This is a genomic window from Pseudomonas sp., from assembly GCF_049301935.1.
Classification (GTDB): domain Bacteria; phylum Pseudomonadota; class Gammaproteobacteria; order Pseudomonadales; family Pseudomonadaceae; genus Aquipseudomonas.
The window spans coordinates 37378-60405 of the sequence record NZ_JBAQLP010000037.1 but is presented as its reverse complement, the minus strand read 5'-3'; the positions used below and the strand labels follow the sequence as shown (position 1 = coordinate 60405).

The window sequence follows — 23028 nt, the reverse complement described above, 5'->3', positions numbered from 1 at the left end:
CTCCTTTTGGTCCGTGCGCAGGTCCTGCCTGCACAGGGTTAGTCCGCGCTGTGTCGTGCAAGTTGCACGGCCATTCGCGGGCGATCATGCAAGCTGCACGTCTGGCAAGCTCGCGTGGTGTTTATAAGTAATTGATATTTAAGTATTTAAATCGTTTAAACAAGCTGGCACGGGGCTTGCGCTCTATCCGTAACGGCGGCGACAAACGGCCGCCTGCTTGATCGTTATTTATTGGAGAGACTGCCATGCATCAACTGAAAACTCTGGCCCTGGCCATCGCGACCACCGGCCTGATTGGTCTGAGCCCTTTCGCGGCCTATGCGGCCGAAGGCGATACCAGCCGTGAGCTGAGCGAGGCACGCCAGGAAGGCTCGATCTGGACCGCCATAGCCCTGAATCGCCACCTCAACCCGTTCCCTATCGATGTGGATGTGGAGAACGGCAGCGCCAAGCTGACCGGCACGGTGGAAACCGCTGTCGAGCGCGACCTGGCCGAGCAGATCGCCCTGGGTATCGACGGGGTGACACAGGTCGACAACCAGCTGACCCTCGACCCGGCCTTCGCGCCCAAGGCCAGCACTCAGCCGAGCCTGGCGCAGCGTTTTGACGACGCCACCCTAGCCGCCACGGTGAAATCCAAACTGCTGTGGAACAGCAACACCGAAGGCCTGGATATCAAGGTTAATGCCGCCAATGGCATGCTCAGCCTGACCGGTACTGCGCAGAGCGCCGAAGCCAAGGAGCTGGCCGGTCGCCTGGCGGCCAACACCGATGGCGTGCGTGAGGTGAACAACCAGCTTAGCGTCCGCGCCACCGACAGCACGGCGGCCAAGGCGCAGAACGCCGCCGATGACGCGGGTCTGGCAATCAGCGATGCCTGGATCACCAGCAAGGTGAAATCCAGCTTTATCTACAGCCGTAACCTCGATGGCCTGGGGATTTCGGTCGACACCCAGAAGGGTGTGGTCAGCCTTAGCGGCAATGTGCTGAGCAACGCCGAGAAGCAGTTGGCGATTGAGACCGCACGCAATATTCGTGGTGTGCGCAGCGTTAACGCCGATGCCCTGAACGTCGCCAGCTGAGCCATCCGGGCAGCGGCCATGGCGGCCGCTGCCTGTTGTCTGAGGCTGCCCGGTTGCCTGGGCAGCCGCTACAACGCACAGGAGAATCACCATGAGCACTACCACCGAGCAACTCAATGAGCTGATCGAAATCATCCGTGACGGTCAGCGTTTCTATCAGCACGCCCACGATGAAGTGAAGGATGTGCGCCTGCAGGTGCTGTTCCGCGACATGTCGCAGAGCAAGAGCGAGCTGATCCGCGCGTTGTCGCTAAAAGTCGCCGCCAATCAGGAAATCCCCGCCAGTGGCGGCACCTTCGTCGGCAAGCTGCGGCAGGTCTACGCCGATACCAAGGCGACCCTGGTCAGCGACACCGAAGCCACCTACGTGGCGCAGCTGGAAGAGGCTGAAGACCGCATCCTGCATGCCTTCGAAGATGCCCTGGAAAGCGCCGAGCCGGACGTGCAGGCGCTGCTGAGCGCAGAAATGCCGAGCGTGCGCGCCAACCATGAGCGCATGCGCAGCCTGAAACAGGCCATGCAGTAAGTCTGTTCCGCTGTGGCCTGCGCCACACCCGGTCTTCGCGCGCTGCGGCGCGCACCTGAGTACACAAGGAATATCACCATGTTGAGTTGGGCCATTACCTTTCTGATTATCGCCATCATCGCCGCCGTCCTGGGCTTCGGTGGTATCGCCGGCACCGCCACGGGTATCGCGAAGATTCTCTTCGTGGTGTTTCTGGTGATGTTTATCGTCTCGTTCATCATGGGCCGCCGACCACGCGGCTAGCAGCTCGCTTTGGATGCCCTGAGCCCACCCCGGCGGCATTAAGCCGCGCTATCATCGCGCCCATTGATCTGGGGGAGAGATGGCATGCTCAATTGGCTGTGGCTGGGGTTTTTCGTGGTGGCGGCGCTTGCCGGTCTGTCGCGTTGGTTGCTCGGTGACGACCCGGCGGTATTCGCCGCCATGGTCGAAAGCCTGTTTGCCATGGCCAAGCTGTCGGTGGAGGTCATGGTCCTGCTGTTCGGCACCCTGACCCTGTGGCTCGGCCTGCTGCGCATTGCCGAAAAAGCCGGCCTGGTCGATGCCCTGGCGCGGGCGCTTGGCCCGCTGTTTGCGCGGCTGATGCCGGAAGTGCCACGCGGCCACCCGGCACTCGGTCTGATCACCATGAACTTCGCCGCCAATGGCCTGGGCCTGGACAACGCCGCCACGCCGATTGGCCTGAAAGCCATGCGCGCCCTGCAGACCCTCAACCCCAGCAGCACCACGGCGACTAACGCGCAGATCCTGTTTCTGGTGCTTAACGCCTCCTCCTTGACCCTGCTGCCGGTGACCATCTTTATGTACCGCGCCCAGCAGGGTGCGCCCGATCCGACCCTGGTGTTTCTGCCGATCCTGCTGGCCACCAGCGCCTCGACCCTGGTCGGCCTGCTATCGGTGGCGCTGATGCAGCGCCTGCGCCTGTGGGACCCGGTGGTGCTGGCGTACCTGATCCCCGGCGCGCTGCTGCTCGGCAGCTTTATGGCCGTGCTGGCGACTATGTCGGCCACGGCGCTGGCGGCCCTGTCATCGCTGACCGGCAACCTCACCCTGTTCGGCATCGTCCTGCTGTTTCTGCTGCTCGGCGCGCTGAAGAAGGTGGCGGTGTACGAGGAGTTTGTCGAAGGCGCGAAGGAAGGCTTCGACGTGGCCAAGAGCCTGCTGCCTTACCTGGTGGCGATGCTCTGCGCGATCGGCGTGTTGCGCGCGTCCGGCGCGCTGGAATTCGGCCTCGACGGCATTCGCTGGCTGGTCGAGGCGGTTGGTTGGGACACGCGCTTCGTCGAGGCGCTGCCCACCGCGCTGGTCAAGCCGTTCTCCGGCAGCGCGGCGCGCGCCATGCTGATCGAAACCATGCAGACCCAGGGCGTCGACAGTTTTGCCGCGCTGGTGGCGGCGACCATCCAGGGCAGCACGGAAACCACCTTCTATGTACTGGCGGTGTACTTCGGTGCGGTCGGCATCCAGCGCGTGCGCCACGCCGTGGGCTGCGCGCTGCTGGCCGAGTTGGCCGGGGTGGTGGCGGCAATCTTCGTTTGCTACTGGTTCTTCGGTTAAGCGTTCGGCAACGATCTGCTGCGCGTCGGCCCTGCGGCGTTAAAAACCGGCTCGGCAAGCCGCCTGCGGCCAGCCGTTGGCTGTTACTCCGCTGCGCTACGTTTCTTGCCTGTTTTGACCAGCTGAAGGCTGTTACTGGCGTAGCGCCTTGCAGGGCTCTAGCTCGCGAGATCTCAAATTGGTTTAGCTACGGCTACTCCACCACGCGGAACCGCAGCACACCAATCATCTGCCCGGCTTCGGTCAGCACCTGCACCTGCCAGCGGCCTACCGCGTCGTCGGGGAAGTTCTGTTTGTGGGTCCAGGCGCGGTAGCCTTCTTTACGCCCGCCCTGGATATCCAGGGCGATGCGCTCGACTTCGCCGCCATCGCGGCGCCAGGCGTGATAAATCCGCTCATTCAGCCCGCGCGGTGCATTGATCGCGGTGTAGGCATACAGGCCCTGACTGCGCAGCTGCGCGACACTCAATTGCTTGAGGCTTGCACCCGGGGCGCGGTTCTGGTTATCAAATTCGCTGGTCACCGCCACGTCGGTCAGCCACAGGGTGGCCGGCGGCACCCAGGTGCGCGCCAGCCAGCCGCCTGCGCCGATGGCCAGAGTCAGGCCGACCAGCAGCAAGCCACGCCACCAGCGTTGTACGGTGATGATGGTGAACAGCGAGGGGAACGACAGCAGCACCGCCGCCGCCAGCGCCAGCTGGTAGCTCTGCGGGGTGGTCAGTTTGAAGATGATCGGCAGCGCCGTAAGCAGCACGGCGAACAGCGCCAGGGTGTGATAGGCGAGAAACAGCCAGCGCTTGGGCGCCAGCCACTTGTAGTACAGCGGGTCGATAATCGAGATCAGCGCCGCGCTGGCCAGCAGGCCGCTGAACAGCAGCTGGCCGCTGTTCCAGGTGGTGGTGATAAAAAAGAACGGCAGAACGAAGAACAGGCTCTCCTGGTGGATCATCTGCGTGGCATAGCGCAACAGCGGCGGTGGCAACTCGAAGCCAAACCACTGGGCGATGCGCTCGCGCAGGATGTTTTCCAGAATCAGCCATAGCCAGCTGACCAGCATCACCAGGGCGAGCACTTGCGCCAGTTCCGCCTGGCGTTCAACCAGCAGAAAGCTCGCCAGCCCGGAGGCGAAACCAAAGAGCGCAACCAGCCCGGGGTTGCGTTGAATCAGCGCGACCAGCTTAAACAGGTAGTGTTTCCACACAGGCATAAATGGAACTCGATAAGGCGTTACGCAGGTGCTGCTCGCCAGGCGCGTATCAGCATGCCTGGGCGAATGGCCGGGCGCAGAGCATAACGCGCCCGGCCTAGCGGGGCACATGTATCTGTCGCCTATGGCCACGTTGTTTGGCCAGCCTTGCCACTGCCTCCACGCAACCCGCTGGATAGCCTGCAATGGGTAATCACCGTGGTTAGAAACGCAGCCTCTGCGCCACCAGGCCGCGCTGCGTATGGAGAGGGTCATGCGTGTCTTGATCACCGGGGCGGCCGGTTATATCGGCCAGCAACTGCTTAACCAACTGGCCATTGAGCAGCCGCAGTGGCTGCTGATTGCCGCCGATATCCGCCCGCAGAACCGCGCGGGGATGGCGCTGAATATCCAGCCGGTGTTGCTCGATATCAGCCAGCCGGCCGCCGTGGAAGACTGCGTGGCCACCTGGCAGCCGCAGGCGATTGTCCATCTGGCCTCGGTGGTCACGCCGCCGCCCGGTATGAGCGAAGCACAGCTGCATGCCATCGATGTCGGTGGCACCCAGGCGCTGATCCAGGCGGCTGTGGCCCATGGCGTCGAGCAGTTGATCATTACCAGCTCGGGCGCCGCCTACGGCTATGACCCGCAAAATGTCGAGTGGCTGGATGAGGATCAGCCGTTGCGCGGCCATGCGCAGTTCGCCTACGCCAGGCACAAGCGCGAAGTGGAACTGTTGCTGGCCGAGGCGCGCGCGCAGCACCCGCAACTCAAGCAACTGGTGCTGCGCCCCGGCACCATCCTCGGTAAACAGGTGAACAACCAGATCAGCGAACTGTTCAAAAAGCCGGTGGTGCTGGGCATTCGCGGCAGCGACAGCCGCTTTGTATTTATCTGGGATCAGGATGTGCTGGACATCATCTGCCGCGGCCTGCGCCAGCAGAGCACCGGCATTTTCAACCTGGCCGGCGATGGCGCGCTGTCACTCAAGGAGATCGCCGAACTGCTCGGCAAACCCTACCGCGCCCTGCCAGCCTGGCTGATCCGCGCCGCGCTGCGCGTCCTCAAACCCCTGGGCCTCAGCCCCTACGGCCCGGAGCAGGTGGATTTTCTGCGCTATCGCCCGGTACTCAGTAACCACCGGCTGAAACAGGAGTTCGGCTTTAGCCCACGCTATAGCTCGCGTGAGGCGTTTCTAGCGTTTTTACGGGCGCAGGGCATCTAACTACCTGCCTGCCGCGCCCGATATTCCCCCGGCGTTAACCCCGTCCATTGGCGAAACGCGCGAAAAAATACGCTGGGTTCCGAGTAGCCCAGCAGCAGGGCGATTTCGGCGGCGGGTAAATTGCCGCTGCTCAGGTGTTGCTCGGCCAGTTGCTGGCGGGTGTCATTGAGCAGTTGCTGGTAGTTGCAGCCTTCATCGGCCAGGCGTCGTTGCAGGGTGCGTTCGCTGAGGTGCAGCTGGCGCGCCAGTTCGCTGCGGTCCGGCTCGCCACGCGCCAGTTGTTCACCGAGCAAGGCCACCACGCGGGCGCTCAGTCCCTCGCTGGGCAGGCGGGCGAGCAGGGCTTCGGCATGCTGGCGCAGCAGGTGCTGTAACGGCGGGTTGGCCTGGATCAGCGCTGCGCTGGCCAGGCTGCGCGGCAGCACGATGCCGTAATCGCTGGCGGCAAACTGCAGCGGGCAAGCAAAGGTCGCGCTGTAGCTGTCCAGCGTCGACGGCTCTGGGTGAACAAACTGCGCGCGCAGCAACTGCCAGTTATCCAGCAACGGATGCAGCATCTGCACCCAGCAGGCCATCAGTGCCAGTACGCGGGTGCGGGTGGCCGGCAGTTCGGGGTGCAGTGGGCGATACAGCAGCTGCAGCTCATCGCCCTGTTCGCGCAATTGCACCTCGCCGCCCTCACCGACTAGCCGCTGATAACGCAGCCCGGCAGCCAGCGCGTCGCCGAGGGTCGGGCTACTTTGCAGCAGGTAACCGAGCACGCTGAACGGGCCGGGGGCGAGGTTGCAACCCAGGGCCAGGCCGGGTTCGGCATGTTCGATGCGACTCAGCTGCTGCCACAGTTGCTCCTGGGTGGCGAAGGGCACGCGCGCATCGGGGTCGCTAAGCAGGTTGTCGCTGAGTTCGCAGGCCTTCATCAATTGGCCGCGATCAACGCCCAGGCGGCTGGCAGCATGCAGCACCGCGAGGGTGATGCTGGCGCTGACCGAGGTGTGTGGCGAGTCGAGTGTGTGCTTGGACATGGCCTGATTCTGCCCAAAGCTGTGGCCTGAAGGTAGCGTTAAGACGTCTAGTCATGCCGTCGCAAACGAAACGGCTAAAGACCCTCTCTAACACTTGGTTACCAGGTGCGCGGGTATTACTCCGTGCAACCTGCAGCTGAGCGGTTAGACTCTTGCCCTCTGGATGCACTCAAAAGGTGCGTTCGGTTCAACAATAAACAGAAAAGGAGAACTCCCATGAAAGGTAAATCCCTGGCATGGGCCCTGTCGGCTGCACTCGCAGGTATTACCCTGAGCAGCGCCGTACAGGCCGAAGAGAAATTCGTCACCATCGGCACCGGTGGTCAAACCGGCGTGTATTACGTTGCCGGTCAATCGATCTGCCGCTTCCTCAATCGTGGTGCGGCTGAACACGGCATCAAGTGCAACGCCCCGGCCAGCGGTGGCGGCGTGGCCAACGTCAACGGCATCCGCAGTGGCGAATTCAATTTCGGCATCATGCAGTCGGACCACCAGTTCAAGGCCATGAACGGCGTCGCGCCATTCGAGCAGGAAGGCGCGATGGAGGATATCCGTGCGGTGTTCTCGCTGCAGAGCGAGGTGTTCACCATCCTCGCCCGCCGTGACGCCAATATCGCCAGCTTCGATGACCTCAAAGGCAAGCGCGTCAACATCGGCAACCCAGGTTCCGGTCAGCGCGACACCCTGGAAGAGATCATGCAGGTCAAGGGCTGGGACCGCTCGGCCTTCGCCCTGGCCGCCGAGCTGAAGCCGGCCGAGCAGGCGTCTGCCCTGGGCGACAACAATATCGATGCGATGACCTACTTTGTGGGCCATCCGAATGGCGCGATCCAGGAAGCCACCACCACCACCGACGCAGTATTGGTGCCGGTGACCGGTGCGGAAATCGACAAGCTGCTGGCTGCGAAGAGCTACTACACCAAGGCCGATATCCCGGGCGGCGTGTACAAGGGCAACGACGCGCCAACCCCGTCGATCGGCGGCAAGGCGGTGCTTTCCACCTCGGCCAAGGCCAGCCCGGATGTGGTCTACCAGCTGGTTAAGTCGGTATTCGACAACATTGATCGCTTCAAGCGTCTGCACCCTGCCTTTGCCGACCTGAAAGAAGCAGACATGATCAAAGTCGGCCTCAGCGCACCGCTGCATGAAGGCGCCGTGCGTTACTACAAAGAGCGCGGCTGGCTCTAAGCCTGTGATGTAGCCCGGATAAGCGCCAGCGCAATCCGGGATCGCGTTACCCGGATTGCGCCTAGGCGGATTCGGCTACGTGACTGCCCGCGCAAACGGGCTAGTGTCTCCAGATAAGCAAACCCGCAGCTGCGAAGCCGCGGGTTTTGCCGTTTTCCGTATTCTCGAGTGCAGGTTCAACCCATGCATGACAAGCAACTGTCCACCGAAGAACTGATCGCCCAGGATGTCGGCGCTCGCTTGCCCCTGGGGTTCATGGCTCAGGTGATTACCGGCCTGGCTCTGCTCTGGTCGCTGTTTCAACTGTGGATCGCCTCGCCGCTGCCGTTCGTGTTCGGCAGCGGTGTGTTCAACGACACCGAAACCCGCGCTATCCACCTGGCGTTTGCCTTGTTGCTGGCGTTTCTCGCCTACCCGGCGTTCAAGCGCTCGCCGCGTGATCGCGTGCCGCTGCTGGATATCGCCCTGGGTCTGGTCGCTGCCGCCAGCGCCGCCTACCTGTTTATTTTCTACCAGCAGCTGGCGTTACGCCCTGGCAGCCTGACCACGGCGGACATGCTGACCGCCTGTATCGGCATCCCGTTGCTGCTGGAGGCCACCCGCCGAGTGCTCGGCCCGCCGCTGGCGATCATCGCTCTGCTGTTCCTCGTTTACAGCCTGGCCGGGCCCTATATGCCGGGGATGCTGGCGCACCGTGGGGTCAGCTTCAATGCCATGGCCAACCACCAGTGGATCACCACCGAAGGGGTGTTCGGCATCGCCCTCGGCGTGTCCACCAGCTTTGTGTTTCTCTTCGTGCTGTTTGGCGCCTTGCTCGAGCGTGCGGGCGCGGGGCATTACTTTATTCAGCTGGCCTTCAGCATGCTTGGCCACTTCCGCGGTGGCCCGGCCAAGGCGGCGGTGGTGGCGTCGGGTTTGACCGGGCTGATTTCCGGCTCGTCGATCGCTAACGTGGTGACCACCGGCACCTTCACCATTCCGATGATGAAGCGCACTGGCTTCTCGGCCGAGAAGGCCGGCGCAGTGGAAGTGGCGTCGTCGGTGAATGGCCAGATCATGCCGCCGGTGATGGGCGCGGCGGCCTTTCTGATGGTCGAGTACATCGGCATGCCCTATGTCGAGATCATCAAGCACGCTTTCCTGCCGGCGGCGATTTCCTATATCGCCTTGCTGTATATCGTCCATCTGGAAGCGCTCAAGCTCGGCCTGCAGCCGGTGGGCGGGCATCAGCCCAAGCCCTGGTTGCGCCGCCTGACTGGCTTCGCCTTCGGTGCGGCGCTGATCAGCGGCCTGTCGCTGGCGGTGTATTACGGCCTGGGCTGGCTCAAGCCGGCGCTGGGTGAATACGCCCTGCCAGGTATCGGCGCGCTGCTGGCGCTGGTTTATCTGGGCCTGCTGAAAATCGCTGCCAGCGTACCGGTATTGCCCGCCGAAGATCCGGACGCGCCGCTCGACAAACTGCCGCAAACCCGCGCCGTATTGCTCTCCGGCCTGCACTTTCTGCTGCCGGTGGTGGTGCTGGTCTGGTGCCTGATGATCGAGCGTCTGTCTCCGGGGCTGTCGGCCTTCTGGGGCAGCGTGATGCTGGTGATTATCCTGCTCACCCAGCGCCCACTGCTGACTTGGCTGCGCACCGATGGCACGCACGCCCACGGCTCGTTTATGGATGGTGTGATCGATCTGCGCGAAGGCCTGATTGCTGGCGCGCGCAATATGATCGGCATCGGCATTGCCACGGCGGCGGCGGGCATTATTGTCGGCGCGGTGTCGCAAACCGGGGTTGGCCTGGTGCTGGCCGATCTGGTCGAACTGCTGTCGATGGGCAACCTGCTGCTGATGCTGGTGCTCACGGCGATCTTCAGCCTGGTGCTGGGCATGGGCTTGCCGACCACCGCCAACTACATCGTGGTGTCCAGCCTGCTGGTGCCGGTGATCGTCACCCTCGGCCAGCAGAACGGCCTGATCGTGCCGCTGATCGCGGTGCACCTGTTCGTCTTCTACTTCGGCATCATGGCCGACGTGACACCGCCGGTGGGCCTGGCCTCGTTCGCCGCTGCGGCGGTGTCCAAGGGCGACCCGATCAAGACCGGTCTGGAGGCCTTCTACTACAGCCTACGCACGGCGGTGTTGCCGTTCCTGTTTATTTTCAACACCGACCTGCTGCTGATCGACGTGGATTTCTGGCACGGCGTGCTGATCTTTATCATCGCCACCATCGCCATGCTGATCTTCGCCGCCGGCAGCCAGGGTTACTTCCTGGTACGCAGCCGCTGGTACGAGAACGTACTGCTGTTACTAGTGGCTTTCACCCTGTTCCGTCCGGGTTTCTGGATGGACATCGTGCACGACCCTTACCGCGACATCCCGCCGGCGCAACTGGCTCAGGCTCTGGGTGATGTGGCCGACGGCAGCCAGCTGCGCCTGCGCATCAAAGGCGAAGATGCAGTCGGCGATGCCCGCGAGTTCAGCCTGTTGCTACCCGTACCGGAAGGTGAAAGCGGCGAAGAGCGCCTGGAGAAACTCGGCCTGTTGACCTATGAAGAGGGCGGCAAGGTGCTGGTCGACAGCGTCACCTTCGGCAGCCCGGCGGCCGAAGCCGGCCTGGAGTTCGATCAGCAAATCCTCAGGGTGCGGGCGCCAACGGATCGTTGGAGCAAGGAGCTGATGTGGATTCCTGGCTTCCTGCTGTTCGCTCTGGTGGTCTGGTTGCAGCGTCGCCGCCGGGCTAACGGCATGGCTTGAGCCAAGCCTAAGGAGCCAGCCTGCTGCGCAGTTTATTGCGCAGCGGGCTGTTTTAATTTGTTAGCTGCGGGCCATTGTTGCCGCTGACCGAAAACTGACCCAGATGTGCAACTGCTTCTGCTCGATTTTTGCGCAGGAGAACACAGGGTTAGATGCTTTGCGCTCGGTCTTCGTTGTGATGCCATATGCGAAGAATGACGACGGTTTCTGTGTGGGCTGAATAGCGAATGATGAATTTTCCGAAAATTGCATCGCGAATAATTCTGGGTGTCGGCGCAAGGTCAGAGGGCCTCCTGCGACTAAATCGACCTTCCCCTTTAAATGGCTCCATTCAGCGGCTCTAACATCCCCTGCAATCACCTCTACGCTTTCAAAATTACGTCTAAACGTAGCGCAAGCGGCTTGGTCATAGTCGGACGCGACCAACGTTTTCCAGCCAGCCATTTTGAGACCCAAGCTGAGGCCGCCCGCGCCGGAAAACAAATCAATGCATGTGGGGGTTTTAGTCATTTTTTCTGATCTAAAGGAGGTTGTTGAAGCTTTGCCTGCGTATTCTTTAACGCGGCGGCTCTATCTGGACGGGCTTTTCGGATGCGACCCGGCACAAAGCATGTTGCATCGACCTCGAAACGCTGCACCCCTAGCGCTGACAGATACTTAGCAGCATTAGCAAGAGTGAAAAGTCTAGGGTTGCCGCGAGCACTGATCAGAGTCCTAAGTTCAGCGCCTTGCATAACAGTAATCGTGTACCCGCCTGCCACACCCGCCAAGCATGCGTTCTTGATTACCTTGGCCATTGCCAGCTCGCGAAGCATGGGTTCTTTTATAATCACGCTCTATCGTCTCAGACATCGTTTATCGTTAATCGATGCGCCAATTAACATTATCTGCTTAGGTTCTAACGTTACATTTACCCCTTAAATTGTCAACCTAGACCACGAGCGCACCAGATCCCTTGGGGCATGCCCTAAGCCGCCAACTGCGTAGAAAAGTGATCCTCACTCAAAGACTCGGGTGTGAGTCAAATCTACGAAGGTCGCGTTACGGGTGCCTGCTTCCTACTTGACTCGCCCACGTCAGGGCACAAAAAAGCCCCGCCTGAGTATTTCAGTCCGGGGCTTTTATATTCTTGCTGCACCCACTATGCACCCATGGATTACTTATCTCATGTGTGCTTTTTCTGTAAGTGCTTGATTTATATGGCGCACCAGGCGGGATTCGAACCCACGACCCCTGCCTTCGGAGGGCAGTACTCTATCCAGCTGAGCTACTGGTGCAGCGCGGGCGCAATCATACGCATGTCGCTGGCAGGCGTCCATGCTGCTGCTTTGTTCGTGATTCTGCACGCAAAACCACCGCAAGCTGCCTATTCGTGTCAGTCCCTTTGATAAGGGCAATAATCCGTTAATTTTTTCGAACAGACTCTTGCCCTTTACCCCTCTTGACCCTAGGATTCGTTTGAGATTTCAAACGCTCTTGCTGAAATCGTGCGTGGCGAACCCTGCGCCCGCCAATCGCCAGCACGAGCCCCACAGATTAGGCCTAGCTGCGCTGCAGTTCGGCACATTCGATGACACGTACCGATACCAGGGTGTCGGAATTTAGGAGACTGCCATGCAATTGAAAGACACCCAGCTGTTCCGTCAGCAGGCGTATATCGACGGTACCTGGCTGGACGCCGACAGCGGCCAGACCATCAAGGTCAACAACCCGGCCACCGGCGAGATTATCGGCAGCGTGCCGAAGATGGGCGCCGCGGAAACCCGTCGCGCCATCGAAGCGGCCGACCGTGCGCTGCCGGCCTGGCGTGCGCTGACCGCCAAGGAGCGCTCGAACAAGCTGCGCCGCTGGTTTGAACTGCTGATCGAGAACCAGGACGACCTCGGCCGCCTGATGACCCTGGAGCAGGGCAAGCCGCTGGCCGAGGCCAAGGGCGAGATTGTCTACGCCGCCTCCTTTATCGAGTGGTTCGCCGAAGAAGCCAAGCGCGTGTATGGCGATGTGATCCCGGGCCACCAGCCGGACAAACGCCTGATCGTCATTAAACAACCCATCGGCGTAACCGCCGCGATCACCCCGTGGAACTTCCCCGCGGCGATGATCACCCGCAAAGCCGGCCCGGCCCTGGCCGCCGGTTGCACCATGGTGATCAAGCCGGCTTCGCAGACGCCGTTCTCTGCCCTGGCCCTGGTCGCCCTGGCCGAGCGCGCCGGCATTCCGAAGGGCGTGCTCAGCGTGGTGACGGGTAGCGCCGGCGAAGTCGGCGGCGAGCTGACCAGCAACCCGATCGTGCGCAAGCTGAGCTTCACTGGCTCCACCGAAATCGGTCGCCAGCTGATGGCCGAATGCGCCAAGGACATCAAGAAGGTCTCCCTGGAGCTGGGCGGCAACGCACCGTTTATCGTGTTCGATGATGCCGACCTGGACAAGGCGGTGGAAGGCGCGCTGATCTCCAAATACCGCAACAACGGCCAGACCTGCGTGTGCGCCAACCGTCTGTATATCCAGGACGGCGTGTACGACGCCTTCGCCGAGAAGCTGGCCGCCGCCGTGGCCAAGCTGCAGATCGGCAACGGGCTGGATGAAGGGACCACCACCGGCCCGCTGATCGACGACAAGGCCGTGGCCAAGGTCCAGGAACACATCGCCGATGCCCTGAGCAAAGGCGCACGCCTGCTCGCCGGCGGCAAGCCGCACGCCCTGGGCGGCAGCTTCTTCGAGCCGACCATTCTGGTCGACGTGCCATCGAGCGCCGCCGTGGCCAAGGAAGAAACCTTCGGCCCGCTGGCGCCGCTGTTCCGCTTCAAGGACGAGGCTGACGTGATCGCCATGGCCAACGACACCGAGTTCGGCCTGGCCTCGTATTTCTACGCCCGCGACCTGGGCCGGGTGTTCCGTGTAGCGGAAGCCCTGGAATATGGCATGGTCGGCGTCAACACCGGGCTGATCTCCAATGAAGTGGCACCCTTCGGCGGCGTCAAAGCCTCGGGCCTGGGCCGTGAAGGCTCGAAGTACGGCATTGAGGATTACCTGGAAATCAAGTACCTCTGCCTGGGCATCTAGGTAGTCGCTACTGCGCTTCGGTGATGCTGCGTTAGCCCTTGTGACCCACATGGATGTGGGAAATGCCGCTACCCGCAGGAGCGGGTGCGGCCCTGACCTTCGCTCGCTACGCTCCATTAGAGTGTTGAGTCAGTAAGGCAAAAGAATTATTCCCTGTGATCGGGAGGGCTGTAGCAGTCGATCATCGTATGCTGCGACAGCGCTAACCCGGTCATTTCATCCTTGAATCACGCCGACCGATGAGCGGCGAATGAGGACCTTATGAGCAAGACCAACGAATCCCTGATGCAACGCCGCACCGCCGCCGTTCCGCGCGGCGTGGGCCAGATCCACCCGATCTTCGCCGACAAGGCTGCGAACGCCACCGTGACCGACGTGGAAGGCCGCGAGTTTATCGACTTCGCCGGCGGTATCGCAGTGCTCAACACCGGCCACTTGCACCCCAAAGTGGTGGCAGCGGTGCAGCAGCAGCTGACCAAGCTGACCCACACCTGCTTCCAGGTGCTGGCCTACGAGCCCTACGTCGAGCTGTGCGAGAAGGTCAACGCCAAGGTGCCGGGCGACTTCGCCAAGAAGACCCTGCTGGTCACCACCGGCTCCGAAGCGGTGGAAAACTCGATCAAGATCGCCCGCGCTGCCACCGGCCGTGCCGGGGTGATCGCCTTCACCGGTGGCTACCACGGCCGCACCATGATGACCCTGGGCCTGACCGGTAAAGTGGTGCCCTACTCGGCAGGCATGGGCCTGATGCCCGGCGGCATCTTCCGCGCCCAGTACCCCTGTGAACTGCATGGCGTCAGCACGGATGACGCGATCGCCAGCATCGAACGCATCTTCAAGAACGATGCCGAGCCGCGCGATATCGCCGCAATCATCATCGAGCCGGTACAGGGCGAAGGCGGTTTCTACGTCGCGCCGAAAGACTTTATGCAGCGCCTGCGTGCCCTGTGTGATCAGCACGGCATCCTGCTGATCGCCGACGAAGTGCAGACCGGCGCCGGGCGTACCGGCACCTTCTTCGCCATGGAGCAGATGGGCGTCGCCGCCGACCTGACCACCTTCGCCAAATCCATCGCCGGCGGTTTCCCGGTGGCCGGCGTGTGCGGCAAGGCGGAATATATGGACGCCATCGCCCCAGGCGGCCTGGGCGGCACCTATGCCGGCAGCCCGATTGCCTGCGCCGCGGCGCTGGCGGTGATGGAGGTGTTCGAGGAAGAGCAGCTGCTGGAGCGCTGCAAGGCAGTGGGCGAGCGCCTGGTTACTGGCCTCAAGGCCATCCAGGCCAAGCACAAGGCCATCGGTGACGTGCGCGCCCTCGGTGCGATGATTGCCATGGAACTGTGCGAAGGCGGTGATGTGCACAAACCAAACGCCGCCCTGACCGGGCAGATCGTGGCCAAGGCGCGTGACAAGGGCCTGATCCTGCTGTCCTGCGGTACCTACGGCAACGTGTTGCGCGTACTGGTGCCGCTGACCGCCGAAGACGCCCTGCTCGACAAGGGCCTGGCGATTATCGCCGAATGCTTCGCCGAACTGGCCTAAGCACGCAGCGTTAGCCCGGCAGTAACAAAGACCCGCTTCGGCGGGTCTTTTGCGTTGGGCGCTGCTCAGGCCAGGATTTCAGCCAGCAGATCGAAGACGATGCGGATACGCCGCGCGGTGCGCAGTTCGCGGTGGGTGACCAGCCAGATCGGCAGCTGGAAGGGGGCGACATCCTCCAGCACGCGAACCATGCCCGGAGTTTCCCGCGCGATCTCCTCCATGATTGCGCCGATGCCCAGGCCCTGACGGACCATTTCCCAGTAGGTCACGGAGTTGTCGGCGTAGCTGCGAAAATTCGTGTTGCTTAGCAGCAGGCCATGGCCGTGCAGGTGCTGCAGGTAATGACCGGCGCGGTCCAGGCCGACAAAATCGTGCTGCACCGCCTCTTCAGCGGTACGCGGTAGGCCATGTTCGCGCACCCAGCTTTCGGATGCGTAGAAGTAGGCGCAGCTCTGCCCAATCAAACGACCAATCAGCTCCGGTTGTTCGGGACGCACATGGCGGATGGCAATATCGGCCTCTCGGCGCTGCAGATCGCTGCAGCCGTCCGAGGCGACCACCTCGACCAGAATGCCGGGTGCCGCCTGGCGGATACGCATCAGGATCTTCGGCATCAGGTACGCCGCCACCGCGTCGCTGGTGGCCACGGATACCACGCCCTCCACCTCTTCCGAGCGGCCGGTCGCTGCTAACCCCAATTCATGCGCTGCCGCGCCCATTACCCGGGCATGGCCCAACAACTCCTGCCCCGTAGTGGTCAGCGCCATGGCCTTGCCGACCCGCTCGAACAGCGTCACCCCCAGCGCCAGCTCCAGGGCTGCGACCTGGCGACTGAGGGTCGGTTGCGACTGCCCAAGCTTGCGGGCGGCCGCCGACAGCGAGCCGGTCTCTGCCGTCTCGAGAAAGGCGCGTAACTGGTTCCAGTCGACTTTATCCATACGTAAACGCATATGTTGTCTGCAATTTATCGCAATACCCCGTGGTGATTCGCAAGGATAGCATCCGCCCTGTTGTTGGCTTTCACCTTACTTCCATGCACAGGACGCGCACCATGCACTCACCCATCACCTCCGCCAGCGAGCACCACGCTGCAGCTGCAACTTCTGCTGCCGTGGCCAGCAAGGCACGCTTCTGGAACCGGATTGCGCATAAGTACGCGAACGATCCGATTGCTGACCTGGCCGGTTACGAACGGACGGTGCAGCGCGTGCAAGCCTTGCTGTCTACAGAGCATGAGGTGCTGGAAATCGGCTGCGGCACGGGCACCACCGCCCTGCGCCTGGCTCCCACAACGCGGCGGCTGGTGGCCACCGATATAGCCGAGCAGATGATTGCCATCGCAGGCGCGAAGCTCGCCAACCAACCGATGCCGCAACTGCACTTCAGGCTGGCCGACGCCGACGCGCCGGTGGCCGAGCAGGGCGCCTACGATGCCGTGCTGGCCTTTAATCTGCTACATCTCGTGACGGATCTGCCGCAGGCGCTGAGCTCGGCCAGCAATACCCTGAAGCCAGGCGGCTTACTGATCTCGAAGACGCCCTGCCTGAATGAGATGAACCCACTGATACCCAAGCTGGCCCTGCCGCTGCTGCGCGCCATCGGCAAAGCGCCTCCTGTGCTGTGTTTCGACGCGGCTCAACTGCAAGCGGCCATGACCGAGCAAGGTCTGCAAATCCTTGCCGTCGAGCGGCATGGCAGCAAGGACAAAGATTGGCGGTTGTTTATCGTGGCGCGCAAGCCCGATGCACCGCCGTTAGCGGCCTGATCAACGCCGCCTAGCTCGCCCTAACTGACGACTTTCACCACCCGGACCTGCTGGTCCGTCCCACTGTTGCACCCACTAAAAACATTGGAGCTTGCCATGTACCTTCGCCCAATCACCGCCCTAACCACCGCTCTGCTGCTGTCCGGCTGCGCCGCCACCATCGACCAAGGCGGCCTGGAACAACGCACGGCCCAGGCCATCGGCCAACCCAGCGGGCAGTTCAGCATCTCCGAACGCAGCGAGGAAACCGGTGGGCGCATCAACTACAGCGTCAAAACCAAAGACGGCGGCACTTACCGCTGCTACATGTACTCGGCCACCGGCTTCCAGAAGGCCATGAGCTTTGGCCAGACCCCGCATTCAGACGCCATCTGCACGGCCATGGCGGGTACGCCAGCCGCTAGCGGGCAACGCAGCAATAATTCCGGCAGCTCCTGCAATGCCCTGCTGCAGGCAGCCGGACGCTGCTGAGTGCGAGGGTTTCCCGCTCGGCCCTGGCGCAGCTAAGCGCTGAGCGGGAAGCGCGCTCGATCGTACTTATGCTTTGCGCGGTCAACTATTTGGATGTTGATGCCATGAAAGAACTGCTCGCTCATCTGCCTCTGCTGTTTGTTCTGCTGATACAGACAGAGGCCCGCGCTGAAGGGCGTTGCCCGAATGGCTATTTTCCCATTGGTGGCGGTAGCGCTGGTTGGGAAGGCTGCGCGCCGATGGGGCCAAACTCTGGGACAGGGCCGCCGGAGGAGCCGGAGCCTCAGTGGGAAACGCGTTGGGGCGCGGTCGCTACTACAGATGGAGCGATGGGCATTGCGGTCGGACAGGAATCCCAAGAAAGCGCTGAACAGCAGGCGATTTCCGAATGCCAGGCTCACTCCTCTGGCAAGGCCTGTGAGGTCCGTATCGCCTATTACAATCAGTGCGTTGCAGTCGCCTGGGGTGATGCCGGGAGTCGCATGGCCCGCTCGCCCGATTTGAAGGATGCGGAAGAGACGGCGCTGCGTAATTGTGAAAAGACTACAACCAACTGCGACCTCTACTACTCCGCCTGCAGTTATGCCGAACGCATCCAGTGATGCATATCAAGGGCGGTCAAGAACCAGCTGCATCTGCACTTCACCCTGAGCGCCATCGGCCAACTGGGTCAGCGGCTGCGGGTGGCCGAGGAAGTAGCCCTGGGCATAGTCGAGCCCCAACCCACGCACGCAATCCAGGGTAGCCTGGGTTTCGACAAACTCGGCCACGGTGCTCAGGCCCAGCTGGCGGGCAATCTGTTGCATCGAGCCGACCATGGCCTGGTTGATCGGGTCGCTCTCCAGGCCGCGGATAAAGCTGCCGTCGATCTTCACGATATCCAGCGGCAAATGGCGCAGGTAGGCGTAGGAGGCGAAGCCGCTGCCGAAGTCGTCCAGCGCCACTTTCAGGCCCAGACTGCGCAGTTGCTTGATCCACTGCGATGACACCCCCAGCTCGCCCAGGGCGACCATTTCGGTCACCTCGATGCACAGCTTGTGCGCCGGCAGGTTGAGGCGCAGCAGTTCGCTGTGGAGCATCTCGTGGAAGTGCGCGCTCAGCAGCGAGCTGGCGGTCAGGTTGACGTTCACCTGGGCCAGTTGCTGCAGATGCCGCGGGTTATCCGCCAGCCATTGCAGCAGGCGCAGCACCACCCAGCGGTCGATGGCGCCGAGAAAACCGTAGCGCTCCGCCGCGCCGAGAAACTGCCCGGGGCTGACCCACTCGCCGCTGAGCGGGTCGTGGTAGCGCAGCAGCACTTCGTAGCGCAGGCCGTCGCTGGCGCCCTGCAGCGCCATTACCGGCTGGTAGAACAGCTCGAAGTGGCCCAGCTCGATAGCCTCGCGCAGGCGGGTGATCCATTGTAGCTGGCGTTGATGCTCCAGCAGCACGCCATCGGCGGGGTTGAACTGCTGCACGCGATTGCGCCCCAGGTGCTTGGCCAGCTGGCTGGCGCTGTCGGCCCAGTTCAGTGCGGTTTCCCAATCGCTGACGCCGCTGTCCAGCTCCAGCAGACCGATGCTGGCCTGCACGCGGAACGGCCGACCCTGCCAGCTAAAGACAAATTGCTCGACGCACAGACGCAGGCTTTCCGCATGCTCCAGGGCCGCTGCGTTATTGGTCTCACACAGCAGCACGGCGAATTCGTCGCCACCGATGCGCGCCAGTTCGGCATGCTGCGGCAGCTGGTGCAACAAGTGGCTAGAGAGCTGGCGCAGCAGCTGATCACCCGCCGAATGCCCGCAGAGGTCGTTGACCTGCTTGAACTGGTCCAGATCCAGGCACAGCAGATGGCTGAAAGGCGACGGGCCGGGCCCCTTGAGGCTTTCGCGCAGCAGGCGCTCCAGCTCACGGCGATTGAGCAAGCCGGTGAGCGAGTCATGGGCGGCCAGGTATTGCAGGCGCTCTTCCAGGGCGCGGCGCTCGCTAAGGTCGACCACGATGCCTTCGATGCAGTCCTGGGCCGGACGCAGGTGCAGCGACAGATAGATCCAATGGCTCTGCCCATCGAGCCCAGATATCTGGCACTCCTGGCTGATTGCCGGCGGCGCGTTGTGCAACTGCGCCACCTGCGCGGCCCATTGTTCGGCGCCCAACAGTTGCTGCATGGACAGCTCGCGGCTGTCCTGCGCAAGCCCCAGCAGCGCGGCAAAACTCGGGTTGGTTTCAATCAGCACGCCGCTGCGGGTGCAGCGGAAAATCCCCTCGCCGCTGCTGCTGAACAGTGCCTGATACTGCTGCAGATGGCTGATTGCCTGGGCTCGGCTGTGCAACAGGGCGTGCCGTACCTGTTCCAGCTGTTTATCGAGCAGAACGCCAAACAGCAGCAAACTGACGGCCGGCAGGTACAGGTGCAGATAATTGAAACCGGGGATCAACGGCACCAGCCCGGCGCGCCCCAGGGGCACCAGCAACAGCAGCAACAGCGCGGCGCTCCAGCACCACAGGTAGCCGACGGCATAGGGTCGACGTTGCCGGACGCCGAGCAGAAGCAAACCGAGCTGGCCGGCGCCGGTCAGCAGGATCAGCAGGTTGAGCGCTTGGTAGGCGCGATAGTGGCCGTAGCTGACGATAGTCCAGCCGCAGACCAACAGAATCAGGGCGAAAAAACCATTGCGCAAATAAACCAGCGCCCCCAGTTCGAGCTTCAGTGCACTGATCAAAAACAGGCTGCTAAAGATCATCATCGCCGGATTGGTCAGGTTGGCCAGCTGCATCGGCAGCCATGGCCATTGCGGCAGCCACAGCGCCACCAGGCCATGCTGCGCGGCGTTGTACAGGGCTATACCGAGCAGGGTCAGGCAGAACCACAGCAGCTGTGGTTCACGCAGGGTGCTGAACTTGATCAGGTAGAACAGCACCAGGCTCAGCAGGGCACCGAACAGCAGGCCGCTCCGCAACCAATCGTGGGCCAGCACCAGGCTGCTCTGCTCAGCGCCGATCAACTGCATGGGTAGACTGATCGACGAGCCGCTTTGCACCCGCAACAGCAGGGTGTGCGGCCCCTGGCCGAGGCGCTGCAGGCTCAGCATAAAGTGTGGATAGGGTTCGCCACGCTCGACAAAGGGCCGATGGTCACCACTGTAATAGGGCGCGATCAAGCGTTCGCGGTCATATAGCCAGACTTCCAGATCATCGAGAAAGGGGTGGCCGATGATCAGGTTAAGGCGCGCGGCAACCGGTGCATCCAGGCGAAAAGCCAACCACCAGGCGCTGGCTGAATAGCCCATATGCGGGGTGCCATCGATTCGTTTGCCCTCAGAGGCAATACGTTGCTGCACCTCGGCGGCGGTCAGGTTGCCACTGGGGTCTTCCAGTAGCAGGCTGGCCGATACGTCCACTGGTTGCTTGAGCTGCTCGCTGCTGAGCACCAGCAACGGCAGCTCGGCGTACACCGGTGCGCTGCCCAGGGTAACGCCGAGCATGGCAGCCAGCAGGCAAAGGTTGAGCAGACGAAACATCCTGGCGCCTCAATAAACTACGAGGTGCGCCAAGGCTCAGGGTGAACACAGCTCGCCGGCTAGACGAGTTGACGCTGGGAAATTCTAGCTGAGAACGGGCGATTTGATTGCGCTGACGGTCTCACTCAGCTCCAGCAGCAGGCCGGTAATTTGCTCAGCACTCATATTGAAGGGATCGAAACGGTCGCTCGCCGAATATTTCAGGAACAGCTCGCGGTTGGCCTGTTTGGCCCCGGCCCAGCCCATGCTCCAGCTGCCGTAACGGCGCATGCTGATTTCCGCGTAATCGAGAATGGTCAGGTCCTTGTGCCGGCTGTCATCCGCCAAGCGGTTGTACAGCGCGTTTACCTCCGCACGCGGGCCTTCCAGCGCCTGCAGAAAGATATCGGCGTTGCAGCAGAGTATCCCGGTCAGTCCTTTGCCCGGGTTGTTGCGCTGCGAACTGTCGAGAATCTCGCGGATCAACTCGGACGACACGTTATAACTGGCACGGCTGGCATAGGTGAGGCGAACAAGCATAGTGATCTCCTTTAGCGCGGCAGCAGGGTCCGGGCCAGAATCAGGGTACCCACGCCCCAGGTGGCGTTGAGCAGAAAGCCAATCAGAAAGCGGCCCGGCAACTGCGCCGGATCAAACCCCATGCCCTTGAGCGGAAACACCACCAGCAGGGCGACAGTGGTCAGGGCGATACCGCCGAACAGCAGGGCCTTGATCCAGGGTTGCGGCTTGTGTGCATCCCAACGCAGTACCAGCAGCATCACCACCGCCCAGATCCCGCCCCAGAAGGATGCCGAGAGCAATGCCGGCACTCCAAAAGGTGCCGTCGGGCTCAGGTTGAACGGCGCAAACGGCACCACTGCCAGGGCATGCAACACGCCCAGCACCGGTTGATGAAAAAACGGCACGGCCAGAAATCCCGCCAAAAACAGCAGGCCAAGACGCAACATGGGCAAACCTCAGGCTCAGGATAAACACTGATACTGCCTTATTTGTATAAGACCTGTATAACTAATTTAGCAACATTCTTCTCGCTGCCTTCGTAACAAATATCCTCGAGCACTCTCTATAGTGCCGACATCGTTGCTGCCAGTGATCAGCCCACCGGGTCAGCCTAAGGAGCCAACCGTGCATGCCATGCTACCCCTGCTCGACCAACTGGCCTTTCCGGCAATTCGCCGCGGCCAGCTGGAAGCGCTGCAAATCAACCTGACCTACCGCTGCAATCAGCGCTGCCTGCATTGCCATGTGAATGCCGGGCCGACCCGCACCGAGGCCATGACCGACGAGAGCCTGGCGCTGCTGCATCAGGTGATCGACGCCCACCCGGTGCACACCCTCGACCTCACTGGCGGCGCGCCGGAGATGCACCCGCGTTTTCGCGAGATCGTCCTGCATGCGCGCCGTGAAGGCCTGCGGGTGATCGACCGCTGCAACCTGACCATCTTGAGCGAACCCGGCTATGAAGACCTGGCGCAGTTCCTCGCCGAGCAGGGTGTGGAAATCAGCGCCTCGCTGCCTTGTTATTCGCGCGATAACGTCGACAAGCAGCGCGGCGATGGCGTGTTTGATGCCAGCATCAAGGGTCTGCAACAGCTCAATGCCCTGGGCTATGGCCAGCCGGGCAGCGGCCTGGTTCTCAACCTGGTGTACAACCCGCAGGGGCCGAGCCTGCCGCCACCGCAGGCGGCGCTGGAAGCCGACTACAAACGCCATTTGGTTGAGGACTTCGGCATTCACTTCAACCACCTGCTGACCATCACCAACCAGCCGATTGCGCGCTTTGGCAGCACCCTGGTCAGCAAAGGCCAGTTCAACGGCTATATGCAGCTGTTGCGCGACAGCTACCGCCCGGAAAACCTCGAACCGCTGATGTGTCGCAGCCTGGTCAGCGTCGACTGGCAGGGCTACCTGTACGATTGCGACTTCAACCAGATGCTCGATCTGCCGTTGCAGCTGCCTGAGGTGATCGGCCGTGATCGGCCGCACCTGCGCGATCTGCTCGGTGCAACGCTGGCCGGCAACCCTATTGTCACTCGCGACCACTGCTACGCCTGTACCGCCGGCCAGGGTTCCAGCTGCGGCGGCAGCCTCACTTCTCAAGACGCTTAAAAACTACTGCACTCGGCTATGCCGCGTTGAAATCAGGCTCGGGCTGCTCA

Annotated in this window: 20 protein-coding genes and 1 tRNA gene; 13 read left to right on the top strand and 8 right to left on the bottom strand. The window is 62.1% G+C overall.

What is annotated here, in order from left to right; genetic code table 11:
* The first annotated feature begins 245 nt into the window (after window positions 1-245).
* The 4 genes from WA145_RS05365 to WA145_RS05350 all read left to right on the top strand — a co-directional run bounded on the left by WA145_RS05365 (window position 246) and on the right by WA145_RS05350 (window position 3165).
* Window positions 246-1082 (top strand): BON domain-containing protein, encoded by an 837-nt coding sequence (locus tag WA145_RS05365; RefSeq protein ID WP_422580573.1) that lies wholly within the window; start codon window positions 246-248, stop codon window positions 1080-1082.
* 91 nt (window positions 1083-1173) lie between these two features.
* Window positions 1174-1608, top strand: a complete 435-nt coding sequence (locus tag WA145_RS05360) for a ferritin-like domain-containing protein (protein ID WP_422580572.1) — start codon at window positions 1174-1176, stop codon at window positions 1606-1608.
* Between the two features lie 78 nt (window positions 1609-1686).
* On the top strand, window positions 1687-1851 hold the full coding sequence (locus tag WA145_RS05355) for a DUF1328 domain-containing protein (RefSeq protein ID WP_090379030.1): 165 nt from the start codon (window positions 1687-1689) through the stop codon (window positions 1849-1851).
* 84 nt (window positions 1852-1935) lie between these two features.
* A complete protein-coding gene (locus WA145_RS05350; protein WP_422580571.1) occupies window positions 1936-3165 on the top strand; it encodes a nucleoside recognition domain-containing protein in 1230 nt (409 codons plus the stop codon).
* A 193-nt stretch (window positions 3166-3358) separates the two neighbouring features.
* Here the strand turns inward: WA145_RS05350 and WA145_RS05345 are convergent, their stop codons facing one another.
* Window positions 3359-4372, bottom strand: a complete 1014-nt coding sequence (locus WA145_RS05345) for a DUF5924 family protein (RefSeq protein WP_422580570.1) — start codon at window positions 4370-4372, stop codon at window positions 3359-3361.
* A gap of 253 nt (window positions 4373-4625) precedes the next feature.
* Between WA145_RS05345 and WA145_RS05340 the strand changes: the two genes are divergently transcribed.
* Window positions 4626-5576 carry an SDR family oxidoreductase gene (locus WA145_RS05340; protein WP_422580569.1) on the top strand — a complete coding sequence of 317 codons (951 nt, stop codon included), beginning with the start codon at window positions 4626-4628 and terminating at the stop codon, window positions 5574-5576.
* Here WA145_RS05340 and WA145_RS05335 read toward each other — a convergent pair.
* Window positions 5573-6598, bottom strand: coding sequence for an AraC family transcriptional regulator ligand-binding domain-containing protein (locus WA145_RS05335; RefSeq protein ID WP_422580568.1), 1026 nt, complete (start codon window positions 6596-6598; stop codon window positions 5573-5575). The genes WA145_RS05340 and WA145_RS05335 overlap by 4 nt on opposite strands.
* 216 nt (window positions 6599-6814) lie before the next feature.
* Between WA145_RS05335 and WA145_RS05330 the strand changes: the two genes are divergently transcribed.
* Both WA145_RS05330 and WA145_RS05325 read left to right on the top strand, forming a co-directional pair.
* Complete coding sequence (locus WA145_RS05330; protein WP_422580567.1) at window positions 6815-7786, top strand: TAXI family TRAP transporter solute-binding subunit; 972 nt, start codon at window positions 6815-6817, stop codon at window positions 7784-7786.
* 183 nt (window positions 7787-7969) lie between these two features.
* Window positions 7970-10528 (top strand): TRAP transporter permease, encoded by a 2559-nt coding sequence (locus WA145_RS05325; protein WP_422580566.1) that lies wholly within the window; start codon window positions 7970-7972, stop codon window positions 10526-10528.
* Window positions 10529-10588: 60 nt separating this feature from the next.
* Here the strand turns inward: WA145_RS05325 and WA145_RS05320 are convergent, their stop codons facing one another.
* Window positions 10589-11038 carry a DNA cytosine methyltransferase gene (locus WA145_RS05320; protein WP_422580565.1) on the bottom strand — a complete coding sequence of 150 codons (450 nt, stop codon included), beginning with the start codon at window positions 11036-11038 and terminating at the stop codon, window positions 10589-10591.
* Between the two features lie 690 nt (window positions 11039-11728).
* A tRNA-Arg gene (locus tag WA145_RS05315) sits at window positions 11729-11805 on the bottom strand.
* Window positions 11806-12142: 337 nt separating this feature from the next.
* Between WA145_RS05315 and gabD the strand changes: the two genes are divergently transcribed.
* Both gabD and gabT read left to right on the top strand, forming a co-directional pair.
* Entirely contained in the window at window positions 12143-13591 is a 1449-nt protein-coding gene (gene gabD, locus WA145_RS05310; RefSeq protein ID WP_422580564.1) for an NADP-dependent succinate-semialdehyde dehydrogenase, read from the top strand.
* A 261-nt stretch (window positions 13592-13852) separates the two neighbouring features.
* Window positions 13853-15133, top strand: a complete 1281-nt coding sequence (gabT, locus tag WA145_RS05305; RefSeq protein ID WP_422580563.1) for a 4-aminobutyrate--2-oxoglutarate transaminase — start codon at window positions 13853-13855, stop codon at window positions 15131-15133.
* Between the two features lie 65 nt (window positions 15134-15198).
* Here gabT and WA145_RS05300 read toward each other — a convergent pair whose 3' ends face one another.
* On the bottom strand, window positions 15199-16083 hold the full coding sequence (locus WA145_RS05300) for a LysR family transcriptional regulator (protein ID WP_422580562.1): 885 nt from the start codon (window positions 16081-16083) through the stop codon (window positions 15199-15201).
* A gap of 101 nt (window positions 16084-16184) precedes the next feature.
* On the opposite strand from WA145_RS05300, the gene WA145_RS05295 reads away from it, so the two are divergent.
* The 3 genes from WA145_RS05295 (at window position 16185) to WA145_RS05285 (ending at window position 17971) form a co-directional block, all read left to right on the top strand.
* Window positions 16185-16898 (top strand): class I SAM-dependent methyltransferase, encoded by a 714-nt coding sequence (locus WA145_RS05295; RefSeq protein ID WP_422580561.1) that lies wholly within the window; start codon window positions 16185-16187, stop codon window positions 16896-16898.
* A 96-nt stretch (window positions 16899-16994) separates the two neighbouring features.
* A complete protein-coding gene (locus WA145_RS05290) occupies window positions 16995-17369 on the top strand; it encodes a hypothetical protein (protein WP_422580560.1) in 375 nt (124 codons plus the stop codon).
* Window positions 17370-17473: 104 nt separating this feature from the next.
* Window positions 17474-17971: a DUF4189 domain-containing protein gene (locus WA145_RS05285; protein WP_422580559.1), complete on the top strand. Its 498-nt coding sequence runs from the start codon at window positions 17474-17476 to the stop codon at window positions 17969-17971.
* A 6-nt stretch (window positions 17972-17977) separates the two neighbouring features.
* Here the strand turns inward: WA145_RS05285 and WA145_RS05280 are convergent, their stop codons facing one another.
* From WA145_RS05280 to WA145_RS05270, 3 genes are all read right to left on the bottom strand, one after another.
* Window positions 17978-20869, bottom strand: a complete 2892-nt coding sequence (locus WA145_RS05280) for an EAL domain-containing protein (protein WP_422580558.1) — start codon at window positions 20867-20869, stop codon at window positions 17978-17980.
* Between the two features lie 84 nt (window positions 20870-20953).
* On the bottom strand, window positions 20954-21388 hold the full coding sequence (locus WA145_RS05275) for a BLUF domain-containing protein (protein WP_422580557.1): 435 nt from the start codon (window positions 21386-21388) through the stop codon (window positions 20954-20956).
* An 11-nt stretch (window positions 21389-21399) separates the two neighbouring features.
* Entirely contained in the window at window positions 21400-21816 is a 417-nt protein-coding gene (locus WA145_RS05270; RefSeq protein WP_422580556.1) for a hypothetical protein, read from the bottom strand.
* Window positions 21817-22003: 187 nt separating this feature from the next.
* Here WA145_RS05270 and arsS point away from each other — a divergent pair, with 187 nt between their 5' ends.
* A complete protein-coding gene (gene arsS / locus WA145_RS05265; RefSeq protein WP_422580585.1) occupies window positions 22004-22978 on the top strand; it encodes an arsenosugar biosynthesis radical SAM (seleno)protein ArsS in 975 nt (324 codons plus the stop codon).
* The last annotated feature ends 50 nt before the right edge of the window (window positions 22979-23028 follow it).

What these genes read in the sequence shown, in the direction of transcription:
- WA145_RS05365 (WP_422580573.1), top strand. Translation starts at nt 246, where the DNA reads ATGCATCAACTGAAAACTCTGGCCCTGGCCATCGCGACCACCGGCCTG.
- WA145_RS05360 (WP_422580572.1), top strand. Translation starts at nt 1,174, where the DNA reads ATGAGCACTACCACCGAGCAACTCAATGAGCTGATCGAAATCATCCGT.
- WA145_RS05355 (WP_090379030.1), top strand. Translation starts at nt 1,687, where the DNA reads ATGTTGAGTTGGGCCATTACCTTTCTGATTATCGCCATCATCGCCGCC.
- WA145_RS05350 (WP_422580571.1), top strand. Translation starts at nt 1,936, where the DNA reads ATGCTCAATTGGCTGTGGCTGGGGTTTTTCGTGGTGGCGGCGCTTGCC.
- WA145_RS05345 (WP_422580570.1), bottom strand. Translation starts at nt 4,372, where the DNA reads ATGCCTGTGTGGAAACACTACCTGTTTAAGCTGGTCGCGCTGATTCAA.
- WA145_RS05340 (WP_422580569.1), top strand. Translation starts at nt 4,626, where the DNA reads ATGCGTGTCTTGATCACCGGGGCGGCCGGTTATATCGGCCAGCAACTG.
- WA145_RS05335 (WP_422580568.1), bottom strand. Translation starts at nt 6,598, where the DNA reads ATGTCCAAGCACACACTCGACTCGCCACACACCTCGGTCAGCGCCAGC.
- WA145_RS05330 (WP_422580567.1), top strand. Translation starts at nt 6,815, where the DNA reads ATGAAAGGTAAATCCCTGGCATGGGCCCTGTCGGCTGCACTCGCAGGT.
- WA145_RS05325 (WP_422580566.1), top strand. Translation starts at nt 7,970, where the DNA reads ATGCATGACAAGCAACTGTCCACCGAAGAACTGATCGCCCAGGATGTC.
- WA145_RS05320 (WP_422580565.1), bottom strand. Translation starts at nt 11,038, where the DNA reads ATGACTAAAACCCCCACATGCATTGATTTGTTTTCCGGCGCGGGCGGC.
- gabD (WP_422580564.1), top strand. Translation starts at nt 12,143, where the DNA reads ATGCAATTGAAAGACACCCAGCTGTTCCGTCAGCAGGCGTATATCGAC.
- gabT (WP_422580563.1), top strand. Translation starts at nt 13,853, where the DNA reads ATGAGCAAGACCAACGAATCCCTGATGCAACGCCGCACCGCCGCCGTT.
- WA145_RS05300 (WP_422580562.1), bottom strand. Translation starts at nt 16,083, where the DNA reads ATGCGTTTACGTATGGATAAAGTCGACTGGAACCAGTTACGCGCCTTT.
- WA145_RS05295 (WP_422580561.1), top strand. Translation starts at nt 16,185, where the DNA reads ATGCACTCACCCATCACCTCCGCCAGCGAGCACCACGCTGCAGCTGCA.
- WA145_RS05290 (WP_422580560.1), top strand. Translation starts at nt 16,995, where the DNA reads ATGTACCTTCGCCCAATCACCGCCCTAACCACCGCTCTGCTGCTGTCC.
- WA145_RS05285 (WP_422580559.1), top strand. Translation starts at nt 17,474, where the DNA reads ATGAAAGAACTGCTCGCTCATCTGCCTCTGCTGTTTGTTCTGCTGATA.
- WA145_RS05280 (WP_422580558.1), bottom strand. Translation starts at nt 20,869, where the DNA reads ATGTTTCGTCTGCTCAACCTTTGCCTGCTGGCTGCCATGCTCGGCGTT.
- WA145_RS05275 (WP_422580557.1), bottom strand. Translation starts at nt 21,388, where the DNA reads ATGCTTGTTCGCCTCACCTATGCCAGCCGTGCCAGTTATAACGTGTCG.
- WA145_RS05270 (WP_422580556.1), bottom strand. Translation starts at nt 21,816, where the DNA reads ATGTTGCGTCTTGGCCTGCTGTTTTTGGCGGGATTTCTGGCCGTGCCG.
- arsS (WP_422580585.1), top strand. Translation starts at nt 22,004, where the DNA reads ATGCTACCCCTGCTCGACCAACTGGCCTTTCCGGCAATTCGCCGCGGC.